At 66.2% G+C, this 21,916-nt stretch carries 21 protein-coding genes and 1 pseudogene; 14 read left to right on the top strand and 8 right to left on the bottom strand.

Annotated features, from left to right (window positions below; translation table 11 throughout):
- Positions 1-13: 13 nt before the first annotated feature.
- Complete coding sequence (xth, locus tag IAG39_RS19025; RefSeq protein WP_059374222.1) at positions 14-796, bottom strand: exodeoxyribonuclease III; 783 nt, start codon at positions 794-796, stop codon at positions 14-16.
- 349 nt (positions 797-1,145) lie between these two features.
- Between xth and IAG39_RS19020 the strand changes: the two genes are divergently transcribed.
- The 6 genes and pseudogenes from IAG39_RS19020 (at position 1,146) to IAG39_RS18995 (ending at position 3,176) form a co-directional block, all read left to right on the top strand.
- A complete protein-coding gene (locus IAG39_RS19020; RefSeq protein ID WP_118933020.1) occupies positions 1,146-1,667 on the top strand; it encodes a sigma-70 family RNA polymerase sigma factor in 522 nt (173 codons plus the stop codon).
- 151 nt (positions 1,668-1,818) lie between these two features.
- A complete protein-coding gene (locus IAG39_RS19015) occupies positions 1,819-2,067 on the top strand; it encodes a FecR/PupR family sigma factor regulator (RefSeq protein WP_118933021.1) in 249 nt (82 codons plus the stop codon).
- Positions 2,068-2,209: 142 nt separating this feature from the next.
- Positions 2,210-2,311, top strand: a pseudogene (locus IAG39_RS19010) (antibiotic synthesis protein MbtH); the annotation flags it as partial.
- Between the two features lie 40 nt (positions 2,312-2,351).
- The gene (locus tag IAG39_RS19005) at positions 2,352-2,492 is read left to right on the top strand and encodes a hypothetical protein (protein ID WP_187523984.1); all 141 of its coding nucleotides are present in this window, start codon (positions 2,352-2,354) and stop codon (positions 2,490-2,492) included.
- 202 nt (positions 2,493-2,694) lie between these two features.
- The gene (locus tag IAG39_RS19000; protein ID WP_059374273.1) at positions 2,695-2,961 is read left to right on the top strand and encodes a hypothetical protein; all 267 of its coding nucleotides are present in this window, start codon (positions 2,695-2,697) and stop codon (positions 2,959-2,961) included.
- A complete protein-coding gene (locus IAG39_RS18995; RefSeq protein ID WP_059374274.1) occupies positions 2,958-3,176 on the top strand; it encodes a hypothetical protein in 219 nt (72 codons plus the stop codon). Before IAG39_RS19000 ends, IAG39_RS18995 begins: the two co-directional genes overlap by 4 nt.
- 41 nt (positions 3,177-3,217) lie before the next feature.
- On the opposite strand, the gene IAG39_RS18990 is transcribed toward IAG39_RS18995, so the two are convergent.
- Complete coding sequence (locus tag IAG39_RS18990) at positions 3,218-4,003, bottom strand: 3-oxoacyl-ACP reductase (RefSeq protein ID WP_059374275.1); 786 nt, start codon at positions 4,001-4,003, stop codon at positions 3,218-3,220.
- Positions 4,004-4,021: 18 nt separating this feature from the next.
- Complete coding sequence (locus IAG39_RS18985; RefSeq protein WP_054456557.1) at positions 4,022-4,825, bottom strand: FadR/GntR family transcriptional regulator; 804 nt, start codon at positions 4,823-4,825, stop codon at positions 4,022-4,024.
- Positions 4,826-5,070: 245 nt separating this feature from the next.
- Here IAG39_RS18985 and IAG39_RS18980 point away from each other — a divergent pair, with 245 nt between their 5' ends.
- Together IAG39_RS18980 and IAG39_RS18975 are read left to right on the top strand one after the other, a co-directional pair.
- On the top strand, positions 5,071-6,507 hold the full coding sequence (locus IAG39_RS18980; RefSeq protein ID WP_187523986.1) for an aldehyde dehydrogenase family protein: 1,437 nt from the start codon (positions 5,071-5,073) through the stop codon (positions 6,505-6,507).
- 90 nt (positions 6,508-6,597) lie between these two features.
- Positions 6,598-7,302 carry a riboflavin synthase gene (locus tag IAG39_RS18975; RefSeq protein ID WP_059374277.1) on the top strand — a complete coding sequence of 235 codons (705 nt, stop codon included), beginning with the start codon at positions 6,598-6,600 and terminating at the stop codon, positions 7,300-7,302.
- A gap of 33 nt (positions 7,303-7,335) precedes the next feature.
- On the opposite strand, the gene IAG39_RS18970 is transcribed toward IAG39_RS18975, so the two are convergent.
- From IAG39_RS18970 to IAG39_RS18960, 3 genes are all read right to left on the bottom strand, one after another.
- Entirely contained in the window at positions 7,336-7,857 is a 522-nt protein-coding gene (locus IAG39_RS18970) for a 2'-5' RNA ligase family protein (protein WP_118933022.1), read from the bottom strand.
- Positions 7,858-7,922: 65 nt separating this feature from the next.
- Positions 7,923-9,416: a M81 family metallopeptidase gene (locus IAG39_RS18965; RefSeq protein ID WP_118933023.1), complete on the bottom strand. Its 1,494-nt coding sequence runs from the start codon at positions 9,414-9,416 to the stop codon at positions 7,923-7,925.
- Positions 9,417-9,439: 23 nt separating this feature from the next.
- A complete protein-coding gene (locus IAG39_RS18960; RefSeq protein ID WP_118933024.1) occupies positions 9,440-10,741 on the bottom strand; it encodes an MFS transporter in 1,302 nt (433 codons plus the stop codon).
- Between the two features lie 193 nt (positions 10,742-10,934).
- On the opposite strand from IAG39_RS18960, the gene IAG39_RS18955 reads away from it, so the two are divergent.
- A complete protein-coding gene (locus IAG39_RS18955) occupies positions 10,935-11,849 on the top strand; it encodes a LysR family transcriptional regulator (protein WP_118933025.1) in 915 nt (304 codons plus the stop codon).
- 57 nt (positions 11,850-11,906) lie between these two features.
- Positions 11,907-12,491 (top strand): spermidine N1-acetyltransferase, encoded by a 585-nt coding sequence (gene speG, locus IAG39_RS18950; protein ID WP_013393257.1) that lies wholly within the window; start codon positions 11,907-11,909, stop codon positions 12,489-12,491.
- A 70-nt stretch (positions 12,492-12,561) separates the two neighbouring features.
- Here speG and rtcR read toward each other — a convergent pair whose 3' ends face one another.
- Positions 12,562-14,175 carry an RNA repair transcriptional activator RtcR gene (gene rtcR, locus IAG39_RS18945; RefSeq protein WP_118933026.1) on the bottom strand — a complete coding sequence of 538 codons (1,614 nt, stop codon included), beginning with the start codon at positions 14,173-14,175 and terminating at the stop codon, positions 12,562-12,564.
- Positions 14,176-14,382: 207 nt separating this feature from the next.
- On the opposite strand from rtcR, the gene IAG39_RS18940 reads away from it, so the two are divergent.
- The 4 genes from IAG39_RS18940 (at position 14,383) to rtcA (ending at position 19,370) form a co-directional block, all read left to right on the top strand.
- The gene (locus tag IAG39_RS18940) at positions 14,383-15,945 is read left to right on the top strand and encodes a vWA domain-containing protein (RefSeq protein ID WP_118933041.1); all 1,563 of its coding nucleotides are present in this window, start codon (positions 14,383-14,385) and stop codon (positions 15,943-15,945) included.
- Positions 15,946-16,227: 282 nt separating this feature from the next.
- Complete coding sequence (locus IAG39_RS18935; protein WP_118933042.1) at positions 16,228-17,451, top strand: RtcB family protein; 1,224 nt, start codon at positions 16,228-16,230, stop codon at positions 17,449-17,451.
- Between the two features lie 39 nt (positions 17,452-17,490).
- Positions 17,491-18,309: a nucleotidyltransferase domain-containing protein gene (locus IAG39_RS18930; RefSeq protein ID WP_118933027.1), complete on the top strand. Its 819-nt coding sequence runs from the start codon at positions 17,491-17,493 to the stop codon at positions 18,307-18,309.
- Between the two features lie 17 nt (positions 18,310-18,326).
- Positions 18,327-19,370 (top strand): RNA 3'-terminal phosphate cyclase, encoded by a 1,044-nt coding sequence (gene rtcA / locus IAG39_RS18925; protein ID WP_118933028.1) that lies wholly within the window; start codon positions 18,327-18,329, stop codon positions 19,368-19,370.
- Positions 19,371-19,382: 12 nt separating this feature from the next.
- Here rtcA and IAG39_RS18920 read toward each other — a convergent pair whose 3' ends face one another.
- Entirely contained in the window at positions 19,383-21,791 is a 2,409-nt protein-coding gene (locus IAG39_RS18920; RefSeq protein WP_223283391.1) for a heavy metal translocating P-type ATPase, read from the bottom strand.
- Positions 21,792-21,916 lie beyond the last annotated feature (125 nt).

The following is a 21,916-nucleotide window of genomic DNA, read 5'->3' as shown; positions in this document are numbered from 1 at the left end:
GTCGTGCAAAAAATCAGGCGAATTCCAAGGTTGCCACCACAGGGGCGTGATCGGACGGTTGCTCGTTGCGGCGCGGCTCCTTGTCGATGACGCAGGCGGTGCAGCGTTTGACCAGCGGCGCGGACAGAAGGACGTGATCAATGCGCAAGCCGGCATTGCGGCGGAACGCGAACTGGCGGTAGTCCCACCAGCTGAAGGATTTCTCCGGCTGCTCGAAAAGGCGGAAGGAATCCGCCAGTCCCAGGTCGATCAGGGCGCCGAAGGCCTTGCGCTCCGGCTCGGACACCAGCACCTGGCCTTCCCATTTCTCGGGGTTATGCACGTCTTCGTCGGCTGGCGCGACGTTGTAGTCGCCCAGCACCGCCAGCCGCGGATACTGCTTGATCTCGTCGGCCAGCCAGGCGCGCATGGCTTCGAACCAGTCCAGCTTGTAGGCGTACTTGTCCGAACCCACCGCCTGGCCGTTGGGGCAGTATGCGCAGACGACGCGTACGTCGCCTTCGGCGCTGGGAAAGGTCAGCGCCAGGACGCGCTGCTGCGGATCCTCATAGCCGGGAATGTTGCGCACCATGGACGTGCCGGGCACGCGCGAAATGATGGCGACGCCGTTATAGGTTTTCTGGCCGGCCCAGACGGCGCGGTAGCCGGCCTCGGTGAAGGCGGCTTCGGGGAACTTGTCGTCCGTGAGCTTGAGTTCCTGGATGCACAGCACGTCGACGGGATTGGCTGCCAGCCAGTCCAGCACCTGCGGCAGGCGCACATTCAGGGAGTTCACGTTCCAGGTGGCTAATTTCATGATTTTCGTAGACCGTTCATTCATGCGGCTTGCGGCGGCGTCGCCCGCCACGATCCCGGTTCCAGCTGATCTTCTGGCCATGCATCCGGGGCGTGGTCGGCGGTCGCCGGGGACAGACGCAGATGATACCGTGGCTGCGCCGCCCGGGCCGGCGGCCTGTCCGCGCTGAAGCTGACTCTCAGGCTTTCAGGGCGCCATGCAGTAGCTAGCTTGAGGCCCTATAAAAAGAGCCGGGTTGGGCGAACAAAGGGGGCGCGGCGTTAGATATTCGATCTTCCATTAATAATAATTTTTCTCAATAGATTGAGTTGTTTCAAGTCACCATAGATCTGTGCGCGGAGGCACTTCGATGTCCATGGGTTCGCAGGGAGCGGGGCTTGGAGACGTTTTCATTGCACATCGGGCGCAGCTGCGTCGCATCGCGCAAAGAATCGTCGGCACGCCGGAGATCGCGGATGAAGTGACGCAAGACGCCTACCTGAAGCTCATTGAAGGGGCATGCGCGCGCGACGTCAGCGAACCTTTTGGTTACTGCTGCCAGGTGGTCCGTAATCTGGCGTTGGACCATTGCCGCCGTCAGGCCGTCGAATCCACGTATCGCATTTATACGGACGATGGGGAGTTGCCGCAGGTCGCTGGCGGCTGCGTGCCGGAGCGTCGCTTCCAGGAGCGGCAGGTGATCGATGCCATCGACCAGATCCTCGGCACCTTGCCGCCCAGGACGCGGCGCGCCTTCGAACTCTATAGGCTCGGCGGTTTGACGCAACGTGAGGTGGCGCGGCAAATGGGCTGCTCGGCCACGCTTGTGAACTTTATGCTCCGGGATGCCACTGAGGCCGTCGCCAGCTGCCGCGATTTGTTGGAGGTCTGAGTCCGCAGGTATCGGGCTGCGCAGTTGCGCCTTGGGCTTGGTTGGCGCAAGCATGCGGTTCGGACGGTATGCCGCCGCCCAAAGAAGTTATCGTGGATAGCCTTTTCCTATACCATAGCGCCGACTAGCCATTCAGGCCCGACGGTAGCCAATGGGCGATGACATCGATTCGAAGCAAGACCCGGTCTGGGATGCTGCCTGGTCCTGGGTGCTGCGCCAGCACGAGCACGATTGCTTCGACGCAAACGCTGAAGCCGAGTTGGTGCAATGGCTTGCCGTCGATGCGGCCCATCGTCAGGCCTACGACAAGGCCGGCCGCCTGTGGTTGATGGTGGGCTTGGTTCCTCCCGCGAACGATATCAATATCCCCGGCGCCGAGGAGCGCGGCGGCAAGGCCTAGTTTTCAGGCTTGTTCTCGCCACGTTTGCAGCCATCGACGCCATGCCGCTGTGCGCGGTTTGCATCTCCTTCCCCCTGCACGCTCGATCAGCGCCGCATCCGCAAGGATGCGCTTGCACATGTTCGCGCGCTGCTTGACCGGCGGCTGGCGCGCTGTCGACGGCGTCAAGGGAGACAAGAAAACCGTTCTCGATTATGTCGAGAAGACTTGGACCGACATGCGGCCGCTGTCGCTGCGCACGTGAATGGACGAACAATCTGCGGCGATGCAAGGCCGGCCATAGCATGGCAAGCCACGACGACCGCTATTTCCATCTGGCTGACCGCCTGATACGGATGGAGAATGGTGAGATCACGGCGATCGAGACATCGGTTGGAGGGGATCTGGCGAAGTTGGCGCCCGCCGAGTTGGTTGCCGTGCAATGAGAGGCTGTCGTTCGCCGGCGTTGCCCAGATAGTTTATGTGTGAATTTTTATTTCCACCCTGAGTGGATGGCGCAGCCTGGGATGGCTCGCTCCAGGCCGCGGGCGGGGAAGTACACAAAATGTTCTATTTTTTGCGGTTTTCTAATGCCTGAGAATTGACGCGGCGTCTACGCTCCCTACAGTTTCCTGAACGGAGAGGAGTATGAAGCCCCTTGATTTGGATCAGGTTCCTCCTGGCGCGGCCGGAGTTCCCGGCATCCCCATCGTCGGCTGGCTGTTGGACGGGCCGCAGCCCGAGTTCACCGATATCGTCAGCGTTGCCCGCCAATGGATGGCGGACGGGCAGCGCGTGTCCGAAGTGGTGCGGGCGCAGGACTGCCGGGGAGCGCCCGCGACGGGGCCTGGGCTCATCCTGATGCGCGCCTGCGGCCTCGCGGGAAAGCGCTCGGGCGCGGAGAGAAAACAATGAAAACCGGAGTGATCAGGCTCAACGGGCATCAGCTCGAATATGAACTCAGGCCGCTGGCGGCGCAGCAAGGCTACGAAGCCTGGGTACGCACCGCGCCAGGCCGCGAATGGACGCGGATAGGCGTGGGCGATTCCGCCTTCGTGAGCGAGGATGCCGCGCTCAAGGGCATCAAGTACGCGGCAGTGGAAATCAGCGCGCGACGGCTGCAGGCCTAGGGTTTGCCGGCCCATGGCGCGTCAGGCCGTCGCGTCTTGCATCAGCCTTTTACCAGCCCGCCGTCGACGATCAGGTTCTGTCCCGTCACCGCGCGCGACCAGGGGCTGGCGAAGAACAGCACGGCGTCGGCGAATTGCTCGGGCGTGGTGACTTCGCGCAGCGGCGTGCCCGCGGCAATCATGTCGAAGACCGCGTCCGGCGTGGCCGCCGAGGCGTCGGTGGTGCGCAGCAAGCCGCCCGAAACCATATTGACGGTAATGCCATCGGCCCCCAATTCATGCGACAAGGTGCGGGTGAAAGCCAGCAGCGCGGCCTTGGCCGCGGTGTAGTCGTGGTACGGCACCACCGGGTTCTGGACCAGGTTGGTGCCGACGTTGATGATGCGTCCGCCGCCAGCTGTCCGCATGCCGGGCAGGGCTGCCTGCGTGGTGTTGAGCGCGGCGCGCACGCTGCCTTCCAGCTGCGCGTTCATCTGTGTCCAGTCCAGTGCGCCGGCATGCGGACGGGCGTCGCCGTTGAACTGGAAGGCCGGCAGGGCGTTGTTGACGACCGTGGCAACGGGCTGGCCGAAATGCTTGGCGGCCTGCGCGAACATGGCGGCGACGGCGGCCGGGTCGCGCACGTCGGCCTGCAGCGCGATGGCGCGGTCCGGCGCGCTGGCGGCCAGCGCCTGCGCGCGTTCGGCGCTGTTCAGATAGTTGACGACGACCTTGGCGCCTTCGCGCAGGAAGGCGCGGGCGATGGCGGCGCCCAGGCCGCGGCTGGCGCCGGTGACGACGACGAGTTGCTGGTTCAGGTCCAGGGAGGGGCGTTGCTGCGATGACATGTCGTTAAGGCTTCCTGCTCAGTGTTCCGAGCCGCTGTTCAGCATGCGGCTGCGGGCTTTTTCAATATGGGCGCGCATGACGTTGCGTGCGCCTTCGGCGTCCTGTTCCTGGATCAGCCGGTAAATGTGGCGGTGTTCCTCGATGGCGGCGCGGGTGCGCTTCCAGGGTTCGCTGTGGACCAGGTGGCGCATGACGTTCACGGCGTGGCTGACGTCGTACTCCAGGGACTTCAGCACCTGCACGAAGCGCTGGTTGCTGGTGGCCGCGGCGATGGCGCGGTGGAATCCGTAATCGTGATGGTGGGCGATGGCGCCGGAAGCGTCGGCTTCTTCGTAGCCGGTCAGCATGCGGTCCATTTCGCGCAGGTCTTCGTCGGTGCGGCGCAAGGCGGCCAGGTAGGCGCATTCGGGCTCGATCACCATGCGCAGTTCCAGGCCTTCCAGGATGTGGCCAACGCGGCGCGCCGGGTCCACCGCGGGCATGCCGCCCATCAGGTCGGGCTTTGCGCGCACGTAGGTGCCCGAGCCGCGGATGGAGTCCACCAGCTGGTCTTCGCGCAGCCGATCCAGCGCCTGCCTGACCACTGGCCGCGATACCTCGAACAGCGCGGCCAGCTCCAGTTCCGTCGGCAGCTTGTTGCCGGGCGCGATCTTGCCGGTGGCAATGGCATAGAACAGGCTTTCGTAGACGCGCTCCGCAAAGCGCTCGGCGCGCACGTAGCCCAGGCCCGAGGCCACTTCCGCCAGCACGTCCAATTCCGGCCGGGGGCGGTCCACGGCTTGCAGCAGCGATTCCAGCTGTGGATCCCGCACATTGCTCATCGTCATTCCTACATGCATTGCCGGGCTTGTCAGTCACCATGACAAATCCGGGGTGGCGTTAAGCCGCTGAATTATTAGGGATTACCCGAGGTGATCAGGAAATATCCTGACTCTTGGGACAAAAGCTGTCAATTCAATTGACAAGTTGCGGGCCGCTCCCGTACCTTGACCCGAAACCAAAACGCAATCCGCGCGCGACGCCATATCCCCGCAACCGGCCGTCCGGCCGCTACTTTACTCCGCACATCGTGACTCAGAAGAACTTTATCGCCAACCAATGGGTGGCAGCCGCCACCGGTGAAACCATTCCCGTCCTGAACCCGTCCGATGGCAAGCCCTTCGAGGCGATCGCGCGCTCGGGCGCCGCGGACGTGGATCGCGCGGTGACCGCGGCGCGCGAGGCTTTCGAAGGGGAGTGGGGCCAGATGGCGCCCGCCGCGCGCAGCCGCCTGCTGATGCGCATCGCCTTCGCGCTGCTGGACCGCCAGGAAGAACTGGCACAGCTGGAATCGGCCGACACCGGCAAGCCCATCAAGCAGGCACGCGCCGACGCCGCCGCCGTGGCGCGCTACTTCGAGTTCTATGCCGGCGCGGTCGACAAGCTGCATGGCGAGACCATTCCCTACACCCCGGGCTTCACCGTGCTGACGGTGCGCGAAGCGCACGGCGTCACCGGCCACATCGTGCCCTGGAACTACCCGCTGCAGATCTTCGGCCGCAGCGTGGGCGCGGCTCTGGCCGCCGGCAACGCCTGCGTGGTCAAGCCGGCGGAAGACGCCTGCCTGTCGCTCCTGAAGCTGGCGGAGATCGCCGCCGAAGTCGGCCTGCCGGCCGGCGCGCTGAACATCTGCACGGGTTATGGCCATGAAGCCGGCGCGGCGCTGTCCGCCCACCCGGGCATCGACCATATCTCGTTCACCGGTTCGCCGCAGACGGGCAAGATGGTGGCGCATGCCGCCGCCGAGAACCATGTGCCGGTCACGCTGGAACTGGGCGGCAAGTCGCCCCAGATCGTGTTCGACGACGCCGACCTGGACGCCGCCATGCCGGTGCTGCTGGCGGCCATCATCCAGAACGCGGGCCAGACCTGCTCGGCCGGCAGCCGCGTGCTGATCCAGCGCGGCGTGTACGAAACGGTGCTCAAGCGCCTGTCCGACGCGTTTTCGGCCACCGTCACCGGTCCGGCCGCGGCCGACCTGGACGTGGGGCCGCTGATCAACGCGCGCCAGCAGGACCGCGTGCGCGGCTTCCTGGCTGAAGCCGAGGCCGAAGGCATGAAGGTCGCCGCCCGCGGCAAGTTGAAGGAAGGCACGCCCGAGGCCGGTTTCTACCAGCCGCCCGTACTGTTCCGCGACGTGCCGCCCAACAGCCGCCTGGCGCAGGAAGAAGTCTTCGGTCCGGTGCTGGCCGCCATGGTGTTCGACACCGAGGAAGAGGCGCTGGAAATCGCCAATGGCACGCTGTATGGCCTGGTGGCCGGCGTCTGGACCCGCGACGGCGGCCGCCAGCTGCGTCTGGCGCGCAAGCTGCGCGCCGGTCAGGTGTTCATCAACAATTACGGCGCCGGCGGCGGCGTGGAGCTGCCCTTCGGCGGTTCGCGCCAATCGGGCTACGGCCGCGAGAAGGGCTTTGAAGCGCTGTACGGCTTCACCACCCTGAAGACGATCGCCATCCGCCACTGATCCTGGCTTGCGGGCAGTCCGACCCCTGGCAAAATATCGGTTAACGTTGATGTTTTGCTTCAGGGGCCCGGCCCCGCATTCAGGATCCGTATGTTCACCGGTATTGTTCAAGGCACCGCGAAGATCGCCAAGATCGCGGATCGCGAAGGCCTGCGCACTTTCACGCTGGATTTCCCCCCTGGTTTTTGCGTGGACCTGGCCATCGGCGCCAGCGTGTCCACCGATGGCGTCTGCCTGACCGTCACGGAAATCCTGTCCGAGAACCAGGCGACTTTCGACGTCATGCTGCAAAGCCTGGCCATCACCACCCTGGGCAGCTACCAGGAGGGCGACCGCGCCAACGTCGAGCGGGCCGCCAAGGATGGCGCCGAGATCGGCGGCCATCCTTTGTCCGGGCACGTGGACTTCACCTCTGAAGTGGTGATGGTGAAGTCGTCCGACACCAACCGTCTGATGCGCTTCAGCATCCCCGAGGCTTTCCGCAAGTATGTCTTCGCCAAGGGCTATATCGCCATCAACGGCGCCAGCCTGACCGTATCGGAAGTCAATCGCGCCGAGGGCTGGTTCGAGGTCTGGCTGATTCCGGAAACCCGCCGCATGACGGTGTTCGAGGACAAGCAGGTGGGCGATTTCGTCAACATCGAAATCGAACGCAGCACCCAGGTGGTGGTCGATACCGTGCGCGAAACCGTGCAGGAAAGCCTGGGCAGGCTGCAGCCGCTGCTGGAAGCCATCCTGAAGGAAAAGGGCCTGACGCTGGAAGACTTCGTCAGTCCGCAGGGCAAGCTGAAGTAGTGAGCGGGGGCGGGGCAGGCCGCGCCTGGCCCCTCAGCCGGAAAGCCGGGCCGAAGTCAGATCGGTCAGCACGCCATTTTCCAGGACGGCCATCGTCAACCTGTCGACCGTGCCGCGGATTTCGAGTCCGTTGCGGTTGAGTTCGTCGCACAGCGATTTCATCAGTGCGCGATTGGTGGACGACCCCATGGTGATGTGCGGCACATAAGGAATGTCCAGGCGCAAGGTCGGCGCCAGCACCTGGCGGTACAGGGCGTCATGCAGGCGCGACAGCTGGCTGTGGCCTTCATCGGGAACCAGGTACGCATAAGCGTGCGCGGGGTCGGCGCCCAGCATGGCGTAGCGGCATACGAAGTCTATCGGGCCGTGCAGGCCGGCGACTTCTTCGAGGTGCTGCTGGTAGGCCTGTTCGTCGATGCCCGCGCAGCCGAATGCCATGGTGAAGTGCGCTTGCACCAGCGGATGCTGGCCGTCATGCTGGCGCCGGCACTCCTCGATGAACGCGGAGTCCGGCGCGCTGAGGCGCGGATAGGCGAGCGTGTGGAGCTTTTTCATGCCTCCAGTCTGCCACTGCGTCGCGCGAAAGCAAACCCCGCCGGCTGGCGGCGGGGTGGGGGGGCTCAGTCAGAGAACGGCTTGCCTTGCGGGCGCACGCGGATGCCGGGCTGCAGCCGGGTCCAGGGCAGGTCGGCCGGGTCGGCCTGCATCGGGCCGGGCGCCTTGGCCACCAGCACTTCGTGGGCGATGGGCTGGAAGTCCGCACGGAAGTGCACGGAACTCTTCACCACCAGTATCGCCATCTCCTCGGGCTGCACGCCGCCGACGCGGAACAGGTTGCGGTCCAGCATCTGCGACTTGGTGGCGCTGACCACCACCCGCACGCCGCCGATCCGCAGGCCGGCCACGGCTTCCAGGTCCACGTCCATGCCGTTCATCATCGGTCCGTCAAAGCGCAGCTTGCCGGGCGACAGGGTTTCGACCACGAATTCGCCTTCGAAAGCCGAATCGCCTGCCACGCCGGATTGGCCGCCCAGGCTCAGCCGGACCTTGCCGCCGACGCCGGCCGCCGTGGCCTGGCGCACCGCCTCGGGGTCGTAGAACAGTCCCAGCGCCGCATTCTGGGCGTCGGCCTGAACCAGCGCACGCAGCATGCCGGTGGTGTTGGCGTCGCCGCCCGCGCCCGGATTGTCCTGCGTGTCGGCGATGACCACCGGGCGCGACGCGCCCGCCGCCAGGGCCTGCGCACGGCGCACGGCCTCGGACGGTTCGAGGAAGTCGGGCGACCATTGCGGCTCCAGTTCCAGCACGCGCTGGTACAGGGTTTCGGTCACGCTTTCGACGGCTGCCGCATCGGTGCCGTAGGCCCAGATCACCGGGCCGCACTCGGGGAAGTCGGCCGCCGGAAAACCCGGCGCGAACGAGATGGAGGTCACGCCGGGCGTCCGCTCCAGGCGTTCCAGCAGCTCGTACACGCCTTGCGAGGGCTGCAGCATCGTGCACATGCCGTTGATGGGAATCAGGAAGGGCAGGCGGCGCTCGCTGCGGTGCCAGTTGCCGCCGGCCGCGATGCGGGCCAGCAGCAGGCGCGCCGCGTGCACGCCGGTATCCGCCATGTCCACGTGCGGGTAGGTGCGGAACGCGGCCAGGCCGTCGGCTTCATGCAGCATCTGCGCGGTCACGTTGGCGTGCAGGTCCAGGCTGGCGACTACCGGCACCGTCGGGCCGACGATCTGGCGCATGCGTGCCAGCAGTTCGCCTTCGCCGTCATCGAGGTGCTCGGCCACCATGGCGCCGTGCAGGTCCAGATAGACGGCGTCATAGGCGCCCTTGCGGGCGGCGTCCAGGATTTCGCCGGCGATCCGTTCGTAGGCGTCGCGCGTCACGTGCGCGGACGGGCTGGCGCCGGCCCAGATCACGGTTTCCATGGTGTGGCCCTGGGCGGTCATCGCGTTGATGAAGCCGCCGGCGGGGATGTTGACCTCGCGCAGCGCCAGCATGTCCTTGCCGCGCACCATGGCGGGGAAGCCTTCGCCGCGCACGAAGTTGTCGTAGGCGGCGAGCGACGGCGCGAAGGTGTTGGTTTCGTGCTGGAAGCCAGCAACCAGAATATGCATGATCGTTTCCTGTGAGTTGGACTTCAGGCGCGGGCGGGCGCGGAACGGGGCGGACGGTTCACCAGCAGGAGCAGGGCGCCTGCCACCAGCAAGGCGGAAATCACGTACAGGCCGCCAGCCAGCGTGCCGGTGGCTTCCTTGGACCAGCCGATGATGGACGGGCTAAGGAAGCCGCCGAGCAGGCCGATGCTGTTGATGAGGGCGATGCCGCCGGCTGCTGCCTCTCCTTTGAGGTACTGCGAAGGAATCGCCCAGAATACCGTGTACGAGGCCCACATGAAGCCCGTGGCGAGCGTGATGGCCGTCAGGGATAGCGCGAATTGCGTCGGCGCGGCGGTGGCGATGCAGAGCGACACGCCGGCCAGCAGGGCGGGCACCAGGGTGTGCCAGCGCCGTTCCTGCATGCGGTCCGAGCTGCGCGCGAACCACAGCATGAAGGCGGCCGCCGCGATGTACGGAACGGCGGAATACAGGCCGATTTCCATAGTGTCCTGCACGCCGGCCAGCTTGAGCAGCGTGGGCAGCCAGAAGCTGACGGCATAGATGCCGCAAATCAGGCAGAAGTACGTCAACGCCATGCGGTAGATGGCGGGATCGCGCAGCACCTGCTTGAAGGCATGCTTCTGCTGCGCGCCGCGGGTTTCCAGGTCGGCGGCCAGCAGCGCCTTTTCGTCGGCGCTGAGCCATTTGGCCTCGGCGGGTTTGTCGTCCAGGTAGCGGTAGGCGATCACGCCCAGCAGCACGCAGGGCAGGCCTTCCAGCAGGAACATCCATTGCCAGCCGTCCAGGCCGTGCGCGCCCGAGAACGCGGTCATGATCCAGGCGGATACCGGACCGCCGACGATGCCGCCGATGGGGCCGGCCAGCATCACCACCGCCATGACGCCGGCCATGCGCGACTGCGAATACCAGTAGGTCAGGTAGAAGATCATGCCGGGCGCGAAGCCGGCTTCGAACACGCCCAGCATGAAGCGCAGGATGTAGAAGCTCCATTCGCCCTGCACGAACAGCATCGAGGCGGAGGTCAGGCCCCACAGCACCATGATGCGGCTGATCGTGCGGCGCGCGCCGATGCGGGTCAGCAACAGGTTGCTGGGCACTTCGAAGATGACGTAGCCCAGGAAGAAGATGCCGGCGCCCAGGCCGTAGACGGCGTCGGAGATGCCGATGTCCTGTTGCATCTGCAGCTTGGCGAAGCCGATGTTGATGCGGTCCAGGTAGGCAAAGACGTAACAGAGCAGCAAGAAGGGCAGCAGGCGCCACGTGATCTTGCGATAGAGCGGGGCCAGGCGCGGGTCCGCGCCCGGCGTGGTCGGATGGGGCATTGCATGTCTCCTCGCGCGGGTCTGGCGCCCGCGGTGGCTGGGGTTGGGCCGGAATCCTCATGGCTTCCGGGCCGCCATATTGGAAGACTGCGGCGTTCCGAACAATGACCGGGGTGATAAATTATCGTTGCCCTATGGGCAACATTCGAATCACTTTCAACTGGCGCGGCCTAGCGCCCCAGGAATGCGGGATATGCAGGAAATCAGCCAGGTCCGCCTGAAGTACTTCAACGAGGTCATGGCCTGCGGCTCGATACGGGGCGCGGCCGACAAGCTGGATACGGCGGCCTCGGTCATCAGCCGGCAGATCCAGGTGCTGGAAAAGGAGCTGGGCGTGCAACTGTTCGAGCGGCGCTCGCGCGGACTGACGCCCACCGAGGCCGCCGACATGCTGCTGGAGTACCACCGCGGCTGCCGCGCCCAGCAGGAACACCTGAACGCGCGCCTGCAGGAATTGCGCGGCATGCAGCGCGGCAACGTGCAGCTGATGATCAGCGAAGGCTTCATCGACGGCTTGATGGAGCACGTGGTCGGACCGTTCTGCATCGAATATCCGCAGATCAACATCAGCGTCAACGTCGGTTCGGTCAACGAGGTGGTCGAGGCGGTGGCTTCGGACGCGGCCCACATCGGGCTGGCCTACAACCCGCCGGTGGACCCGCGGCTGCGCTGCCGCGCCAGCCGCAAGCATCCGGTCTGCCTGCTGGCGGGGCGCGGCCACGCCTTGGCCTCGCGTCCAGGGCCGCTGACCATCGCCGACATCATGCCGTATCCCTTCGCGCTGATGTCCGCGCCCTACGGGCTGCGCCAGGCGGTGGACCTGCTGGAATTCACCGAGCGCATCCACCTGACGCCCAGCCTCACCACCAATTCGCTGCGCGTACTGAAGCAGTACGCAATGACGGGGGCCGGCGTGACGCTGATGCCGAACCTGGGCGTGCATCATGAGCTGGCCAGCGGCGAACTGGTGGCGATTCCGATCGCGCATCCCATCCTGAGCGCGCCCGAATGCCAGGCGCTCCTGCGGCTGGGAAGGCCGCTGTCGTCCGCCGCCAATGAGGTCATGCGGCGCATCGAACAACGCCTGCCGGCGTTCTCGGGCGGCTGAGCGCCAGCGCGTCGGGCCGCGCCCGCTTACAATGGGCGCACTTTCGGAGGTATCACCATGTCGGTCACAACCGATATCAAAATACGCCCCCTGGAGCGTGGCGACCTGCACTTCGTGCACAAGATCAACAATAACGACGTCATCATGCGTTATTGGTTCGAAGAGCCCTACGAGGCCTACGACGAACTGGTCGCCCTGTATGACCGCCACTTGCACGACCAGAACGAGCGGCGCTTCATCATCGAGCACGACACCGGGCAGCCCGCCGGCCTGGTCGAGCTGGTGGAAATCGACTACATCCACCGCCGCGCCGAATTCCAGATCATCATCGCGCCCAGCTATCAGGGCCGGGGCTACGCCAAGGCGGCGACGCGCATCGCGGTGGGCTATGCCTTTCGCGTGCTGAACCTGCACAAGGTCTATCTGGTGGTGGACAAGGACAACACCGCCGCCGTGCACATCTACGAGCGCTGCGGCTTCCAGATCGAAGGGCTGTTGAAGGAAGAGTTCTTTTCCAACGGCGGCTACCGCGACGCCTACCGCATGGCCCTGCTGCAGCACGACCATCTGCGCGACGTGGGGCCTGGCGCGCCGGATGCGCCGGTGCTGCGCGACTGGCCGCAGGAAGAGCAGGCGGGCTGAGGCGGGCATGGTTGCCAGCAAAGCGTCGGGCAGAGTTGCCCGGCGCTTGTTCCTTGCCGGCTGGGCGGCTTCAGCCTTCCCGGCCCGAAACGCTTTCCCAGTTCAAGCCGAATTTCAGCAGATATTTGCGCAGGCGGTCAGCATCGTTGACCACGGTGCGTTGCGCGCGCGAGCGGTTGTACAGCTTGCGTCCCGCCTCGGACAGCGAGTCTGATTGCCGGCACACGCCGATGACGGCTTGGAGCTGCAGGCGATCGAACAGGTCGAGGCCATCGACAGCGTCGGCGGGCAGCAGCGCGTCCAGGCGCGTCCTGTCGCCGTCGCGGTCCGCGGGCGCGCCGCGCTGCCATAGCCAGTTCAGACGCTGGATCTCGGCTTCCACCAGTTCCAGCGGGATCCGGCCGCCGTCCGCCAGCGTCGCCAGCCGCGTGATACTGGCCGACAGGTCGCGGAAGTTGCCGATCCATTTGGCCTCGGACGATCTGGCGAACTTCAGGTAGCGCGTGCGCGCTTCGGCGTTGAACCGGACCACGGCGCCGGTTTCCTCGGCGGACCGCATGAGCAGGTGGTCGACGTTGGGCTCGATGTCCTCGGGCCGCTGCGCCAGCCCGGGCAGGTCATAGGACCACAGGTTGATGCGCGCATACAGGTCTTCGCGGAAGCGCCCCTGCGCCACGTCCACGCGCAGGTCGCGGTGGGTGCCGGCGATCAGCTGGAAGTCGCTGCTGGTCTCGCGGTCGCTGCCCATGGGCAGGAAGCGCTTTTCTTCCACGGCCTTGAGCAGCATGGCCTGCTCGTCCAGGCCGAGTTCGCCGATTTCGTCCAGGAACAGCACGCCCTGGTGGGCCGTGCGCAGCAGGCCAGCCCGGTCCGCGGCCGCGCCGGTGAAAGCGCCTTTCTTGTGGCCGAACAGCGTCGAGGCGGCGCCGTCGCCGCGCAGCGTGGCGCAATTGACCTCGACGAATTCGCCCTGGACCTGGTGACGGGACTTCTTCAATTCGTACATGCGGCGCGCCAGGTGCGACTTGCCCGCGCCGGTGGGGCCGGTCAGCAGGATGGGCGCCTGCGAGCGCACCGCCACCCGTTCTATCTCTTCGATCAGCGTATTGAACGCCTTGTTGCGCGTGGCAATGCCGCTCTTGAGGAATTGCAGCGCGTCCTCGCGCGCCTGGCTGAAGCGGCGGGCCAGCACGTCGTAGCGCGACAGGTCCAGATCGATCAGCGTGTACTTGCCGGGACCTTCGCCCGCCTGCTTCCTGGGCGGCGCGGTCTGCAGCAGCACGCCAGGAATGGCGCGCGACTCCACCATCAGGAACATGCAGATCTGCGCGACGTGCGTGCCGGTGGTGATGTGCGCCCAGTACTGCTCGCGCTCCGGGTCGAAACGATAGCCGCGCGTCCAGTCGTAGAGCGCCCCGTACATTTCGCCAAAATCCCAGGGATCGGCGAAGTCCATCGGGATCAGGTTCACGATGGTGTCGGGCGACAGGTTGGCGATGTCCTGCTGCATCACCTGGGCCAGCGCCTTGTAGCGCGTCGGATAGAACAGTTCGAGCCTGTGGATCAGCGTGTCTTCGTGCTGGACCAGCGATACCGTGGGCCGCCATTTCGCCCAGCGGCCTGCACCCTGGCCGGCATCCAGCTGGGTGCCGAGGAAGCCGATGACGACGTTCTTCTTTTGCATAGTTTTTTGGATAAAAGACTAGCTAATATTCTATATAAATCCTAGAGACGATGAGATGAGATTTTCTTCCTGCCCGTTTTGGAAATTAATTAATAGTTAAAAATCAATGGCTTGAGAAAAATTTCCGAGCGATCTGGCAAAGTTGGCACGCCCTTTGCATAAGGAGATGCATAGACAACGAATCGCATGCAAGAAGGAGAACGCTCCATGGTCAACACGCAACTCTTCCAATCCCTGCGCGGCGCGCTGCTGCCGGCAGCCTTGGACGCCAATCAGGAACGGGCGCCGGCCTATGAATTCGGCCCGCGCCATCAACTGGCCCAGCTTGCCGTTACCGGCTGCCTGCGCCAGACGTTCTACGCCCAGGCGCAGGATCAGCTGGATCGCGTGCTGGCACTGGCCGCGAGCGTAGATCCGGCCTTCGTGGCCAAGACGGCGATCCATGCCCGCGAATCCGGCTACATGAAGGACATGCCGGCGCTGCTGGCCGCAATCCTGGCCGTGCGCGACCTGAGCCTGCTGGCCCAGGTGTTCCCGCGAGTGGTGGACAACGGCAAGATGCTGCGCAACTTCGTGCAGATCCTGCGCAGCGGGGCCGTGGGCCGCAAGTCGCTGGGCACTCGGCCGAAAAAGCTGGTGCAGCGCTGGTTGCTGCAAGCCACGGAAAAACAGTTGCTTAACGCGGCCGTGGGCAATGCGCCGTCGCTCGCCGACGTGGTGAAGATGGTGCATCCCAAGCCTGCCGAGGCCTGGCGCGCGGCCTGGTTCGCCTGGCTGATCGGCAAGCCCTATGACGAAGCCGCGTTGCCGCCCGCGACGCAGGCGTTTGAGCGCTACAAGCGCGATGCCACGGGCGTGCCGCCGGACGTGCCGTTCCAGATGCTGACCTCGCTCGAGATGGGGCCGGCACAGTGGGCCCAGGTCGCGCGGGCCGGGTCCTGGCAGATGGTGCGCCAGAACCTGAATACCTTTGCGCGGCACGGGGTGTTCGAGCTGCCGGGCATGGCGAAGGCCATTGCCGCCAAGCTGCGCGATCCGCAGGCCGTGACCCAGGCGCGGGTGTTGCCGTACCAGCTCATGTCGGCCTTCAAGGCGACGGGCGAGGCGGTTCCGGCGGTGGTGCGGGATGCGCTGCAGGACGCGATGGAGCTGGCGATCGCCAACGTGCCCCGCTTCAGCGGTCGTGTGGTCGTGTGTCCCGACGTGTCGGGGTCGATGCAGTCCGCGGTAACGGGCTGGGCCGGGTCGGCGACGTCGGCGGTGCGCTGCATCGACGTGGCGGCCTTGGTGGCGGCCGCCGTGCTGCGCAAGAACGGCCGCGCCCGGGTGCTGCCGTTCGAGTGCGACGTGGTCGATGTGCGGTTGAACCCGCGCGATTCGGTCATGACCAACGCCCAGAAGCTGGCTGAAGTCGGCGGAGGCGGCACCAGCTGCAGCGCGCCGCTGGCTTGCCTGAACCGGGAACGGGCCAAGGTGGACCTGGTGATCCTGGTCTCGGACAACGAGTCCTGGATGGATGCGCGGCGCCAGGGAGCGACCGAAACCATGCGCCAGTGGGAGACGCTGAAACAGCGCAACCCGCGCGCGCGGCTGGTGTGTATCGATATCCAGCCGCAGGCGACCACGCAGGCGTCGGAACGTTTCGACATTCTGAACGTGGGCGGTTTTTCCGACGCCGTGTTCGAGATGGTGGCAAGCTTCGCCGAAGGACGGATGGGCGCCGAGCACTGGATCGGCGAGATCGAGGCCGTGTCGCTGGGAGTCCAGTAGGCGGCCAGGCCGCCGCAGGAAATTGATGTACCGATTACGCGCGAATGCCGGCAGGACTACATCGGATGCCACGGGGTTCAAATCCCCAGGCCGGGAAACCGGAGCAGGCTACGTCTTGCCAATCTGGTCGCGCATTGTCTTGCTCCGGAGGAGGTTCCTCCGGGGCGAGTTGGACGAATGCGGGCGGGACTACATTCCAAATTGTCCGTCTCGCCCACGAACTAGTCGTCCGTTGCTCGCCTTATGCAACAGTATTGTTCAATAGAAAAGAAGAAGATCAACATGTCGAATCAGAACTACAACGTCGAGGAAATCGCTGGCGGCGTGCCGGTGAAAATGTGGACCAAGGGCGTGCCCGTCGAAGACGACGCCAAGCGCCAGCTGGCGAACGCCGCCCGTCTGCCCATCGTGTTCAAGCACATCGCGGCCATGCCGGACGTGCACTTGGGCATCGGCGCGACCGTGGGATCCGTGATCCCGACGGTCAAGGCCATCATCCCGGCGGCGGTGGGCGTGGACATCGGTTGCGGCATGATGGCCGCCAAGACCACGCTGCGCGCCGAGGACCTGCCCGACAACCTGGGCCCGCTGCGTGCGGCCATCGAGCAGGCCGTGCCGCACGGCTCGGCGCCGCGCGGACGTCGCGACACGGGCAGCTGGGAGAACCCGCCCGTGTCGGTGGACCAGGTCTGGGCCACGCTGGCAGACGAGTTCGATGCCTTGTGCGAGCTGCATCCGCGTCTGCGCAACACCAACAACCGCAAGCACCTGGGCACGCTGGGCACGGGCAATCACTTCATCGAGGTTTGCCTGGATGAGGCGGGCTTTGTGTGGTTCATGCTGCACTCGGGTTCGCGCGGCGTGGGCAACGCCATCGGCACGCATTTCATCGAGCTGGCCAAGAAGGACGCGCAGCGCCACCAGAGCAATCTGCCGGACGAGAACCTGGCCTACTTCGAGGAAGGCGCCCAGTATTTCGGCCACTATGTGCGCGCGGTGTCGTGGGCGCAGCAGTTCGCGCTGCGCAACCGCGAGGTGATGATGGCCAACCTGATCGCGACGGTGCGCAAGGTCATCGCCAAGCCCTTCGAGTCGCACGTGGAGGCGGTGAACTGCCACCACAACTACGTGCAGCGCGAACGCCACTTCGGCGAGGACGTGTTCGTGACCCGCAAGGGCGCGGTCAGCGCCAAGCGCGGCGAACTGGGCATCATCCCGGGCAGCATGGGGGCGCGCAGCTACATCGTGCGCGGCCTGGGCAACCCGGAGAGCTTCGAGAGCTGCAGCCACGGCGCGGGCCGCGTCATGAGCCGCACCAAGGCAAAGAAGATGTACACGGTGCAAGACCAGGTCCGCGCAACAGCAGGCGTGGAATGCCGCAAGGACGCCAATGTCATCGACGAAATTCCGATGGCCTACAAGGACATCGACGCCGTCATGGCGGCGCAGCGCGACCTGGTGGAAGTGGTGCACACCCTGAAGCAGGTGGTGTGCGTGAAAGGCTGACGGAGCGGGGCGCGGGCCCCATTCCTCTAGGAGAAGAACATGAAGCAGGAAAGCGTCATGAGCGCGCATCCGGTGTCGGACGACATGCGCGCGCTCATCGCCGAGAAACTCGCCGACATCGAGCGCCAGCACCAGGTGACGGTGCTGTACGCCTGCGAGTCGGGCAGCCGGGGCTGGGGTTTCGCCTCGCCCGATAGCGACTACGACGTGCGTTTCGTCTACGTGCACCGGCTGTCCTGGTACCTGACCGTGCTGCCGGGGCGCGACGTCATCGAACAACCCATCAGCGGCGACCTGGACATCAACGGCTGGGACCTGCGCAAGACCCTGGGACTGCTGCGCGATTCCAATCCCACGCTGCTGGAATGGCTGCGTTCGCCCATCGTCTATCGCGCCGTCGAGCCCTGGGCGCCGCGCCTGCGGGCGCTGGCCGAAGAGGAGTTCTCGCTGGTCCGCGGCTATCACCATTACGTGTCCATGGCCCGCAAGAATCTGCGCGAGCATCTGCTGGGCGAGGTCGTGCGCTACAAGAAGTACCTGTACGTGCTGCGGCCGCTGCTGGCGGCGCGCTGGATCAGGGACGGACGCGGCGCGCCGCCCATGCGCTTTGCCGAGCTGGCGAGCGCGACGCTGACCGACCAGGCGCTGCTCGATGAACTCAACGCCTTGCTGGAGGTGAAGATGCGCGCCGGAGAGGCCGCGACCAGCCCGCGCTGGCCGGGCCTGCACGACTTCATCCTGCGCGAGTTGGAAACGGCGCAGGCGCACGTTCCGGTTGCGGGCGACAGGCCGGACCTGTCGCGGCTGGATCAGTACCTGCACGATGCCGTCCTGCATTTCGATGCCGGACCCGAGTGAAACAGAATTGGATGTGTATGAAAGTGATAGAAATCGACGGGGCCGCCGGAGAGGGCGGCGGCCAACTCCTGCGGACGTCGCTGGCGCTGTCCATGTGCACGGGCCAGCCGTTCGCCATGACCCGCATCCGGGCGGGGCGGGCCAAGCCCGGGCTGATGCGGCAGCATCTGGGCTGCGTCAACGCCGCGGCCGAGATCAGCGGCGCGCGCACGCAGGGCGCGGAATTGAACTCGCAGTCGCTGAGCTTCGCGCCAGGCAAACCGCGGGCGGGTGACTACCGTTTCCATCTGGGCACGGCGGGCAGTTGCGGACTGCTGCTGCAGACGCTGTGGCCGGCCCTGATGATGGCGGACGCGCCCAGCCGCCTGTCGCTGGGCGGCGGCACGCATAACCCGGCCGCGCCGCCGTTCCATTTCCTGGCGCGCAGCTATGCGCCCCTGCTGGGGCGGCTCGGCGCGCGGGCGGAACTGAACCTGCGCCGATTGGGCTTCTACCCCGCAGGCGGCGGCGAGATCGACGTCTCGATCTGGCCTGCCGCCGACGCGCTGGAGCCGTTCGACCTGACCGAGCGCGGCGCGCCCGCCGCGCGCTACGCCGAGTGTTATGCGCCAGCCCTGCCGCGCGCGGTCGCGCGGCGCGAACTGGAGCATCTGGGCGAGGCGCTGGGCTGGACCGCGGAGCAGTTGCGCGTCGCGCCCGCGCGCCAGCACGAGGGGCCGGGCAACGCGCTGCTGGCGACGCTGGAGCACGAGCACGTTTGCGAGGTCTACACCCGTTTCGGCGCCAAGGGCGTGGGCGCTGAGCAGGTGGCCCAGGAGCTGGCGCAGGACCTGCGCGGCTATCTGGATAGTGACGCGGCGCTGGGGCCGTACCTGGCGGATCAGTGGGCCTTGCCGCTGGCCCTGGCCGTCTGGCGCCGTGGCCGGCCCGCGCGCTACACCTGTACCGAACTGACCGCGCATGCGCACAGCAACTTCGCGGTCATCCAGCAGTTTTTGCCGGTGAAGTTCGCCGCCGTCCCGCAAGGCGCGGGCTGGCGCGTATCGGTCGAGCCCGCCTAGGGCGGGCTGGTCCTAGTGGGCGGCAGGCGCCGCCCGCAACAGCCGCAAGCCGTTCGCCACCACCAGCAGGCTGGCGCCAACGTCGGCGAACACCGCCATCCACAGCGTGGCGTTGCCGGTCATGGCCAAGGTCAGGAACACGGCCTTGATGCCCAGCGCCAGCGCGATGTTCTGCACCAGCACGCGATGCGTGGCGTGGGACAGGCGCAGGAAGGTGCCGATCTTGCGCAGGTCGTCGTCCATCAGGGCGACGTCGGCCGTTTCGATGGCGGTACCGGTGCCGGCCGCGCCCATGGCGAAGCCGATGTCGGCGCGGGCCAGGGCGGGGGCGTCGTTGATGCCGTCGCCCACCATGCCGACGCGGCCGCCCGACGCCAGCTTGCTTTCGATGGCGGTCAGCTTGTCTTCGGGCAACTGGTCGCCGCGGGCTTCGTCGATACCGACCTGTTGCGCGATGGCTTGCGCCGTGGGCGTGTTGTCGCCCGTCAGCATCAGGGTGCGCACGCCCAGGGCGTGCAGGTCCGCGATGGCGGCGGCGCTGGTCGGCTTGACCGTGTCGGCCACGGCGGCCACGGCCAGCACGCGGCTGCCGTCGGTCAGCGCGATGGCGCTCTTGCCCTGGCGTTCCAGTTCATCCAGGCGCGCTTCCAGCTTGGGGCTGGAGACGCCCAGTTCGCGCATCAGGCGGCGGTTGCCCAGCTGGAAGGTCACGCCGTCCAGCGTGGCGCTGACGCCGCGGCCGGGCAGGGCGGTGAAGTCCCGCACGTCCAGCAAGGCCGTGCCGGCGTCGCGCGCGGCATTGGCCACGGCCAGCGACACCGGGTGGTCGGAGCGGGCGGCCAGGCTGGCGGCGACCAGCGCGGCCGGTTGGCGGCTTTGGTCGGACACATCCCAATCCTGGATGTCGGTCTGCACCGGCTTGCCGTGGGTCAGCGTGCCGGTCTTGTCCAGCGCCAGCCATTTCAGGTTGCGGCCTTCTTCGAGATACACGCCGCCCTTGACCAGGATGCCGCGGCGCGAGGCCGCGGTCAGGCCGCTGACGATGCTGACCGGGGTGGAAATGACCAGCGCGCAGGGGCAGGCGATGATCAACAGCGCCAGGGCGCGGTAGATCGCGTCGAACCAGGGCTGGCTCCAGAACAGCGGGGGCAGCACCGCCACCAGCACCGCGATGCCCACCACGGTCGGCGTATAGATGCGCGAGAAGCGGTCGATGAAGCGCTGGGTCGGCGCGCGCGCGCCTTGCGCCTGTTCGACGGCGTGGATGATGCGCGCCAGCGTGGTGTTGCCCGCCGCTGCGGTGACGCGGTATTCGAAGGAACCCGCGGCGTTCACGGTAGCCGCGTAGACCGGGTCGTTCTGTGTCTTTTCCACCGGCAGGCTTTCACCGGTGATGGGGGACTGGTCCACCGCCGAGCTGCCGCTGACGATGATGCCATCGGCCGCGATGCGTTCGCCCGGGCGCACCCGCACGATGTCGCCCACCTGCAATTTGGCGGCGGGCACTTCCAGCCAGTCGCCATTGGCCTGGCGCACGGTGGCGGTTTCCGGCGCCAGGTCGAGCAGGCCGCGGATGGCGTTGCGCGCCCGGTCCAGGGAGCGGGCTTCGATCAGTTCGGCCACGTTGAACAGGAACATCACCATGGCCGCTTCGGGCCATTGGCCGATCAGCACGGCGCCAGTGACGGCGATGCTCATCAGGGCATTGATGTTGAGGTTGCCGTTGCGCACGGCGATCCAGCCCTTGCGGTAGGTGCTGACGCCGCAGGCCAGGATGGCGGCCACGGCCAGGGCCGCGGTGACGCCCAGCGGCCAGCCGGCGAAATGCGACAGTTCCGACAGCGCCGCCAGGACGCCGGCGCCGCCGATCAGCCACCAGTTCACCGGCTTGGCGGCGGGGGCGGGTGTGCCGGGGGCGTTGTCGGCCAGGGGCTCGGGCGTCATGTCCAGCGACTTGATGGCGGCCATGACGCGGTCCAGCGCGCCTTCGGCATGCACCACCGTCAGGACGCGCTGCATCAGGTTGAAGTCCAACGCGTGCACGTCGGCCATGTTGTCGAGCTTCTTGCGGATCAGCGTTTCCTCGGTGGGGCAGTCCATCTGTCCGATGCGCAGGCGCGCCAGCGACTGGCCGGGGCCGGCGGTAAGCGCGGCCGCGCCGGCGCCCGAGACGCTGAAGGGCTGGCCGTCGCCGTGGCCGCAGCAGGCGTCGCCGCCGTGGTCGTGCTTGTGGCTGTGGTCGTGCTTGCGACCGTGGGCGTGATCGTGGCCGGCGTGGTCGTGGCTGTGATCGTGGCCCGCGTGGCTGTGATCCGCGTGATCATGCCCCGCATGATCGTGTCCGGCATGCGCCTGGGCGTTCTTGGCGGGAGCGTCGCATGCGTCATGCGCGCAGCAGGCGCCGCCTTGCCCGGCGGGCATATGTTCGTGTTTTTTGACCGGAGGTAAAGACATCGTCCTCTGCCTTGAAATAAGCTGGTGACGCTATTCCACACCTTGGAGTTACTATAGGGTCAACCCCCTATATCAATCGGATGCGATCCGGG

Source organism: Achromobacter xylosoxidans (assembly GCF_014490035.1).
Classification (GTDB): domain Bacteria; phylum Pseudomonadota; class Gammaproteobacteria; order Burkholderiales; family Burkholderiaceae_B; genus Achromobacter; species Achromobacter bronchisepticus_A.
The sequence above is the reverse complement of the archived record's forward strand: the minus strand, read 5'-3'. Positions and strand labels throughout refer to the sequence as shown.

What these genes read in the sequence shown, in the direction of transcription:
- IAG39_RS18990 (WP_059374275.1), bottom strand. Translation starts at nt 4,003, where the DNA reads ATGTCATCGCAGCAACGCCCCTCCCTGGACCTGAACCAGCAACTCGTC.
- IAG39_RS18965 (WP_118933023.1), bottom strand. Translation starts at nt 9,416, where the DNA reads ATGCATATTCTGGTTGCTGGCTTCCAGCACGAAACCAACACCTTCGCG.
- IAG39_RS19015 (WP_118933021.1), top strand. Translation starts at nt 1,819, where the DNA reads ATGGGCGATGACATCGATTCGAAGCAAGACCCGGTCTGGGATGCTGCC.
- IAG39_RS18995 (WP_059374274.1), top strand. Translation starts at nt 2,958, where the DNA reads ATGAAAACCGGAGTGATCAGGCTCAACGGGCATCAGCTCGAATATGAA.
- IAG39_RS18920 (WP_223283391.1), bottom strand. Translation starts at nt 21,791, where the DNA reads ATGCCCGCCGGGCAAGGCGGCGCCTGCTGCGCGCATGACGCATGCGAC.
- IAG39_RS18940 (WP_118933041.1), top strand. Translation starts at nt 14,383, where the DNA reads ATGGTCAACACGCAACTCTTCCAATCCCTGCGCGGCGCGCTGCTGCCG.
- xth (WP_059374222.1), bottom strand. Translation starts at nt 796, where the DNA reads ATGAAATTAGCCACCTGGAACGTGAACTCCCTGAATGTGCGCCTGCCG.
- IAG39_RS18970 (WP_118933022.1), bottom strand. Translation starts at nt 7,857, where the DNA reads ATGAAAAAGCTCCACACGCTCGCCTATCCGCGCCTCAGCGCGCCGGAC.
- speG (WP_013393257.1), top strand. Translation starts at nt 11,907, where the DNA reads ATGTCGGTCACAACCGATATCAAAATACGCCCCCTGGAGCGTGGCGAC.
- rtcR (WP_118933026.1), bottom strand. Translation starts at nt 14,175, where the DNA reads ATGCAAAAGAAGAACGTCGTCATCGGCTTCCTCGGCACCCAGCTGGAT.
- IAG39_RS18985 (WP_054456557.1), bottom strand. Translation starts at nt 4,825, where the DNA reads ATGAGCAATGTGCGGGATCCACAGCTGGAATCGCTGCTGCAAGCCGTG.
- IAG39_RS18960 (WP_118933024.1), bottom strand. Translation starts at nt 10,741, where the DNA reads ATGCCCCATCCGACCACGCCGGGCGCGGACCCGCGCCTGGCCCCGCTC.
- IAG39_RS18930 (WP_118933027.1), top strand. Translation starts at nt 17,491, where the DNA reads ATGAAGCAGGAAAGCGTCATGAGCGCGCATCCGGTGTCGGACGACATG.
- IAG39_RS18975 (WP_059374277.1), top strand. Translation starts at nt 6,598, where the DNA reads ATGTTCACCGGTATTGTTCAAGGCACCGCGAAGATCGCCAAGATCGCG.
- IAG39_RS18935 (WP_118933042.1), top strand. Translation starts at nt 16,228, where the DNA reads ATGTCGAATCAGAACTACAACGTCGAGGAAATCGCTGGCGGCGTGCCG.
- IAG39_RS19020 (WP_118933020.1), top strand. Translation starts at nt 1,146, where the DNA reads ATGTCCATGGGTTCGCAGGGAGCGGGGCTTGGAGACGTTTTCATTGCA.
- IAG39_RS18955 (WP_118933025.1), top strand. Translation starts at nt 10,935, where the DNA reads ATGCAGGAAATCAGCCAGGTCCGCCTGAAGTACTTCAACGAGGTCATG.
- IAG39_RS19005 (WP_187523984.1), top strand. Translation starts at nt 2,352, where the DNA reads ATGGCAAGCCACGACGACCGCTATTTCCATCTGGCTGACCGCCTGATA.
- IAG39_RS19000 (WP_059374273.1), top strand. Translation starts at nt 2,695, where the DNA reads ATGAAGCCCCTTGATTTGGATCAGGTTCCTCCTGGCGCGGCCGGAGTT.
- rtcA (WP_118933028.1), top strand. Translation starts at nt 18,327, where the DNA reads ATGAAAGTGATAGAAATCGACGGGGCCGCCGGAGAGGGCGGCGGCCAA.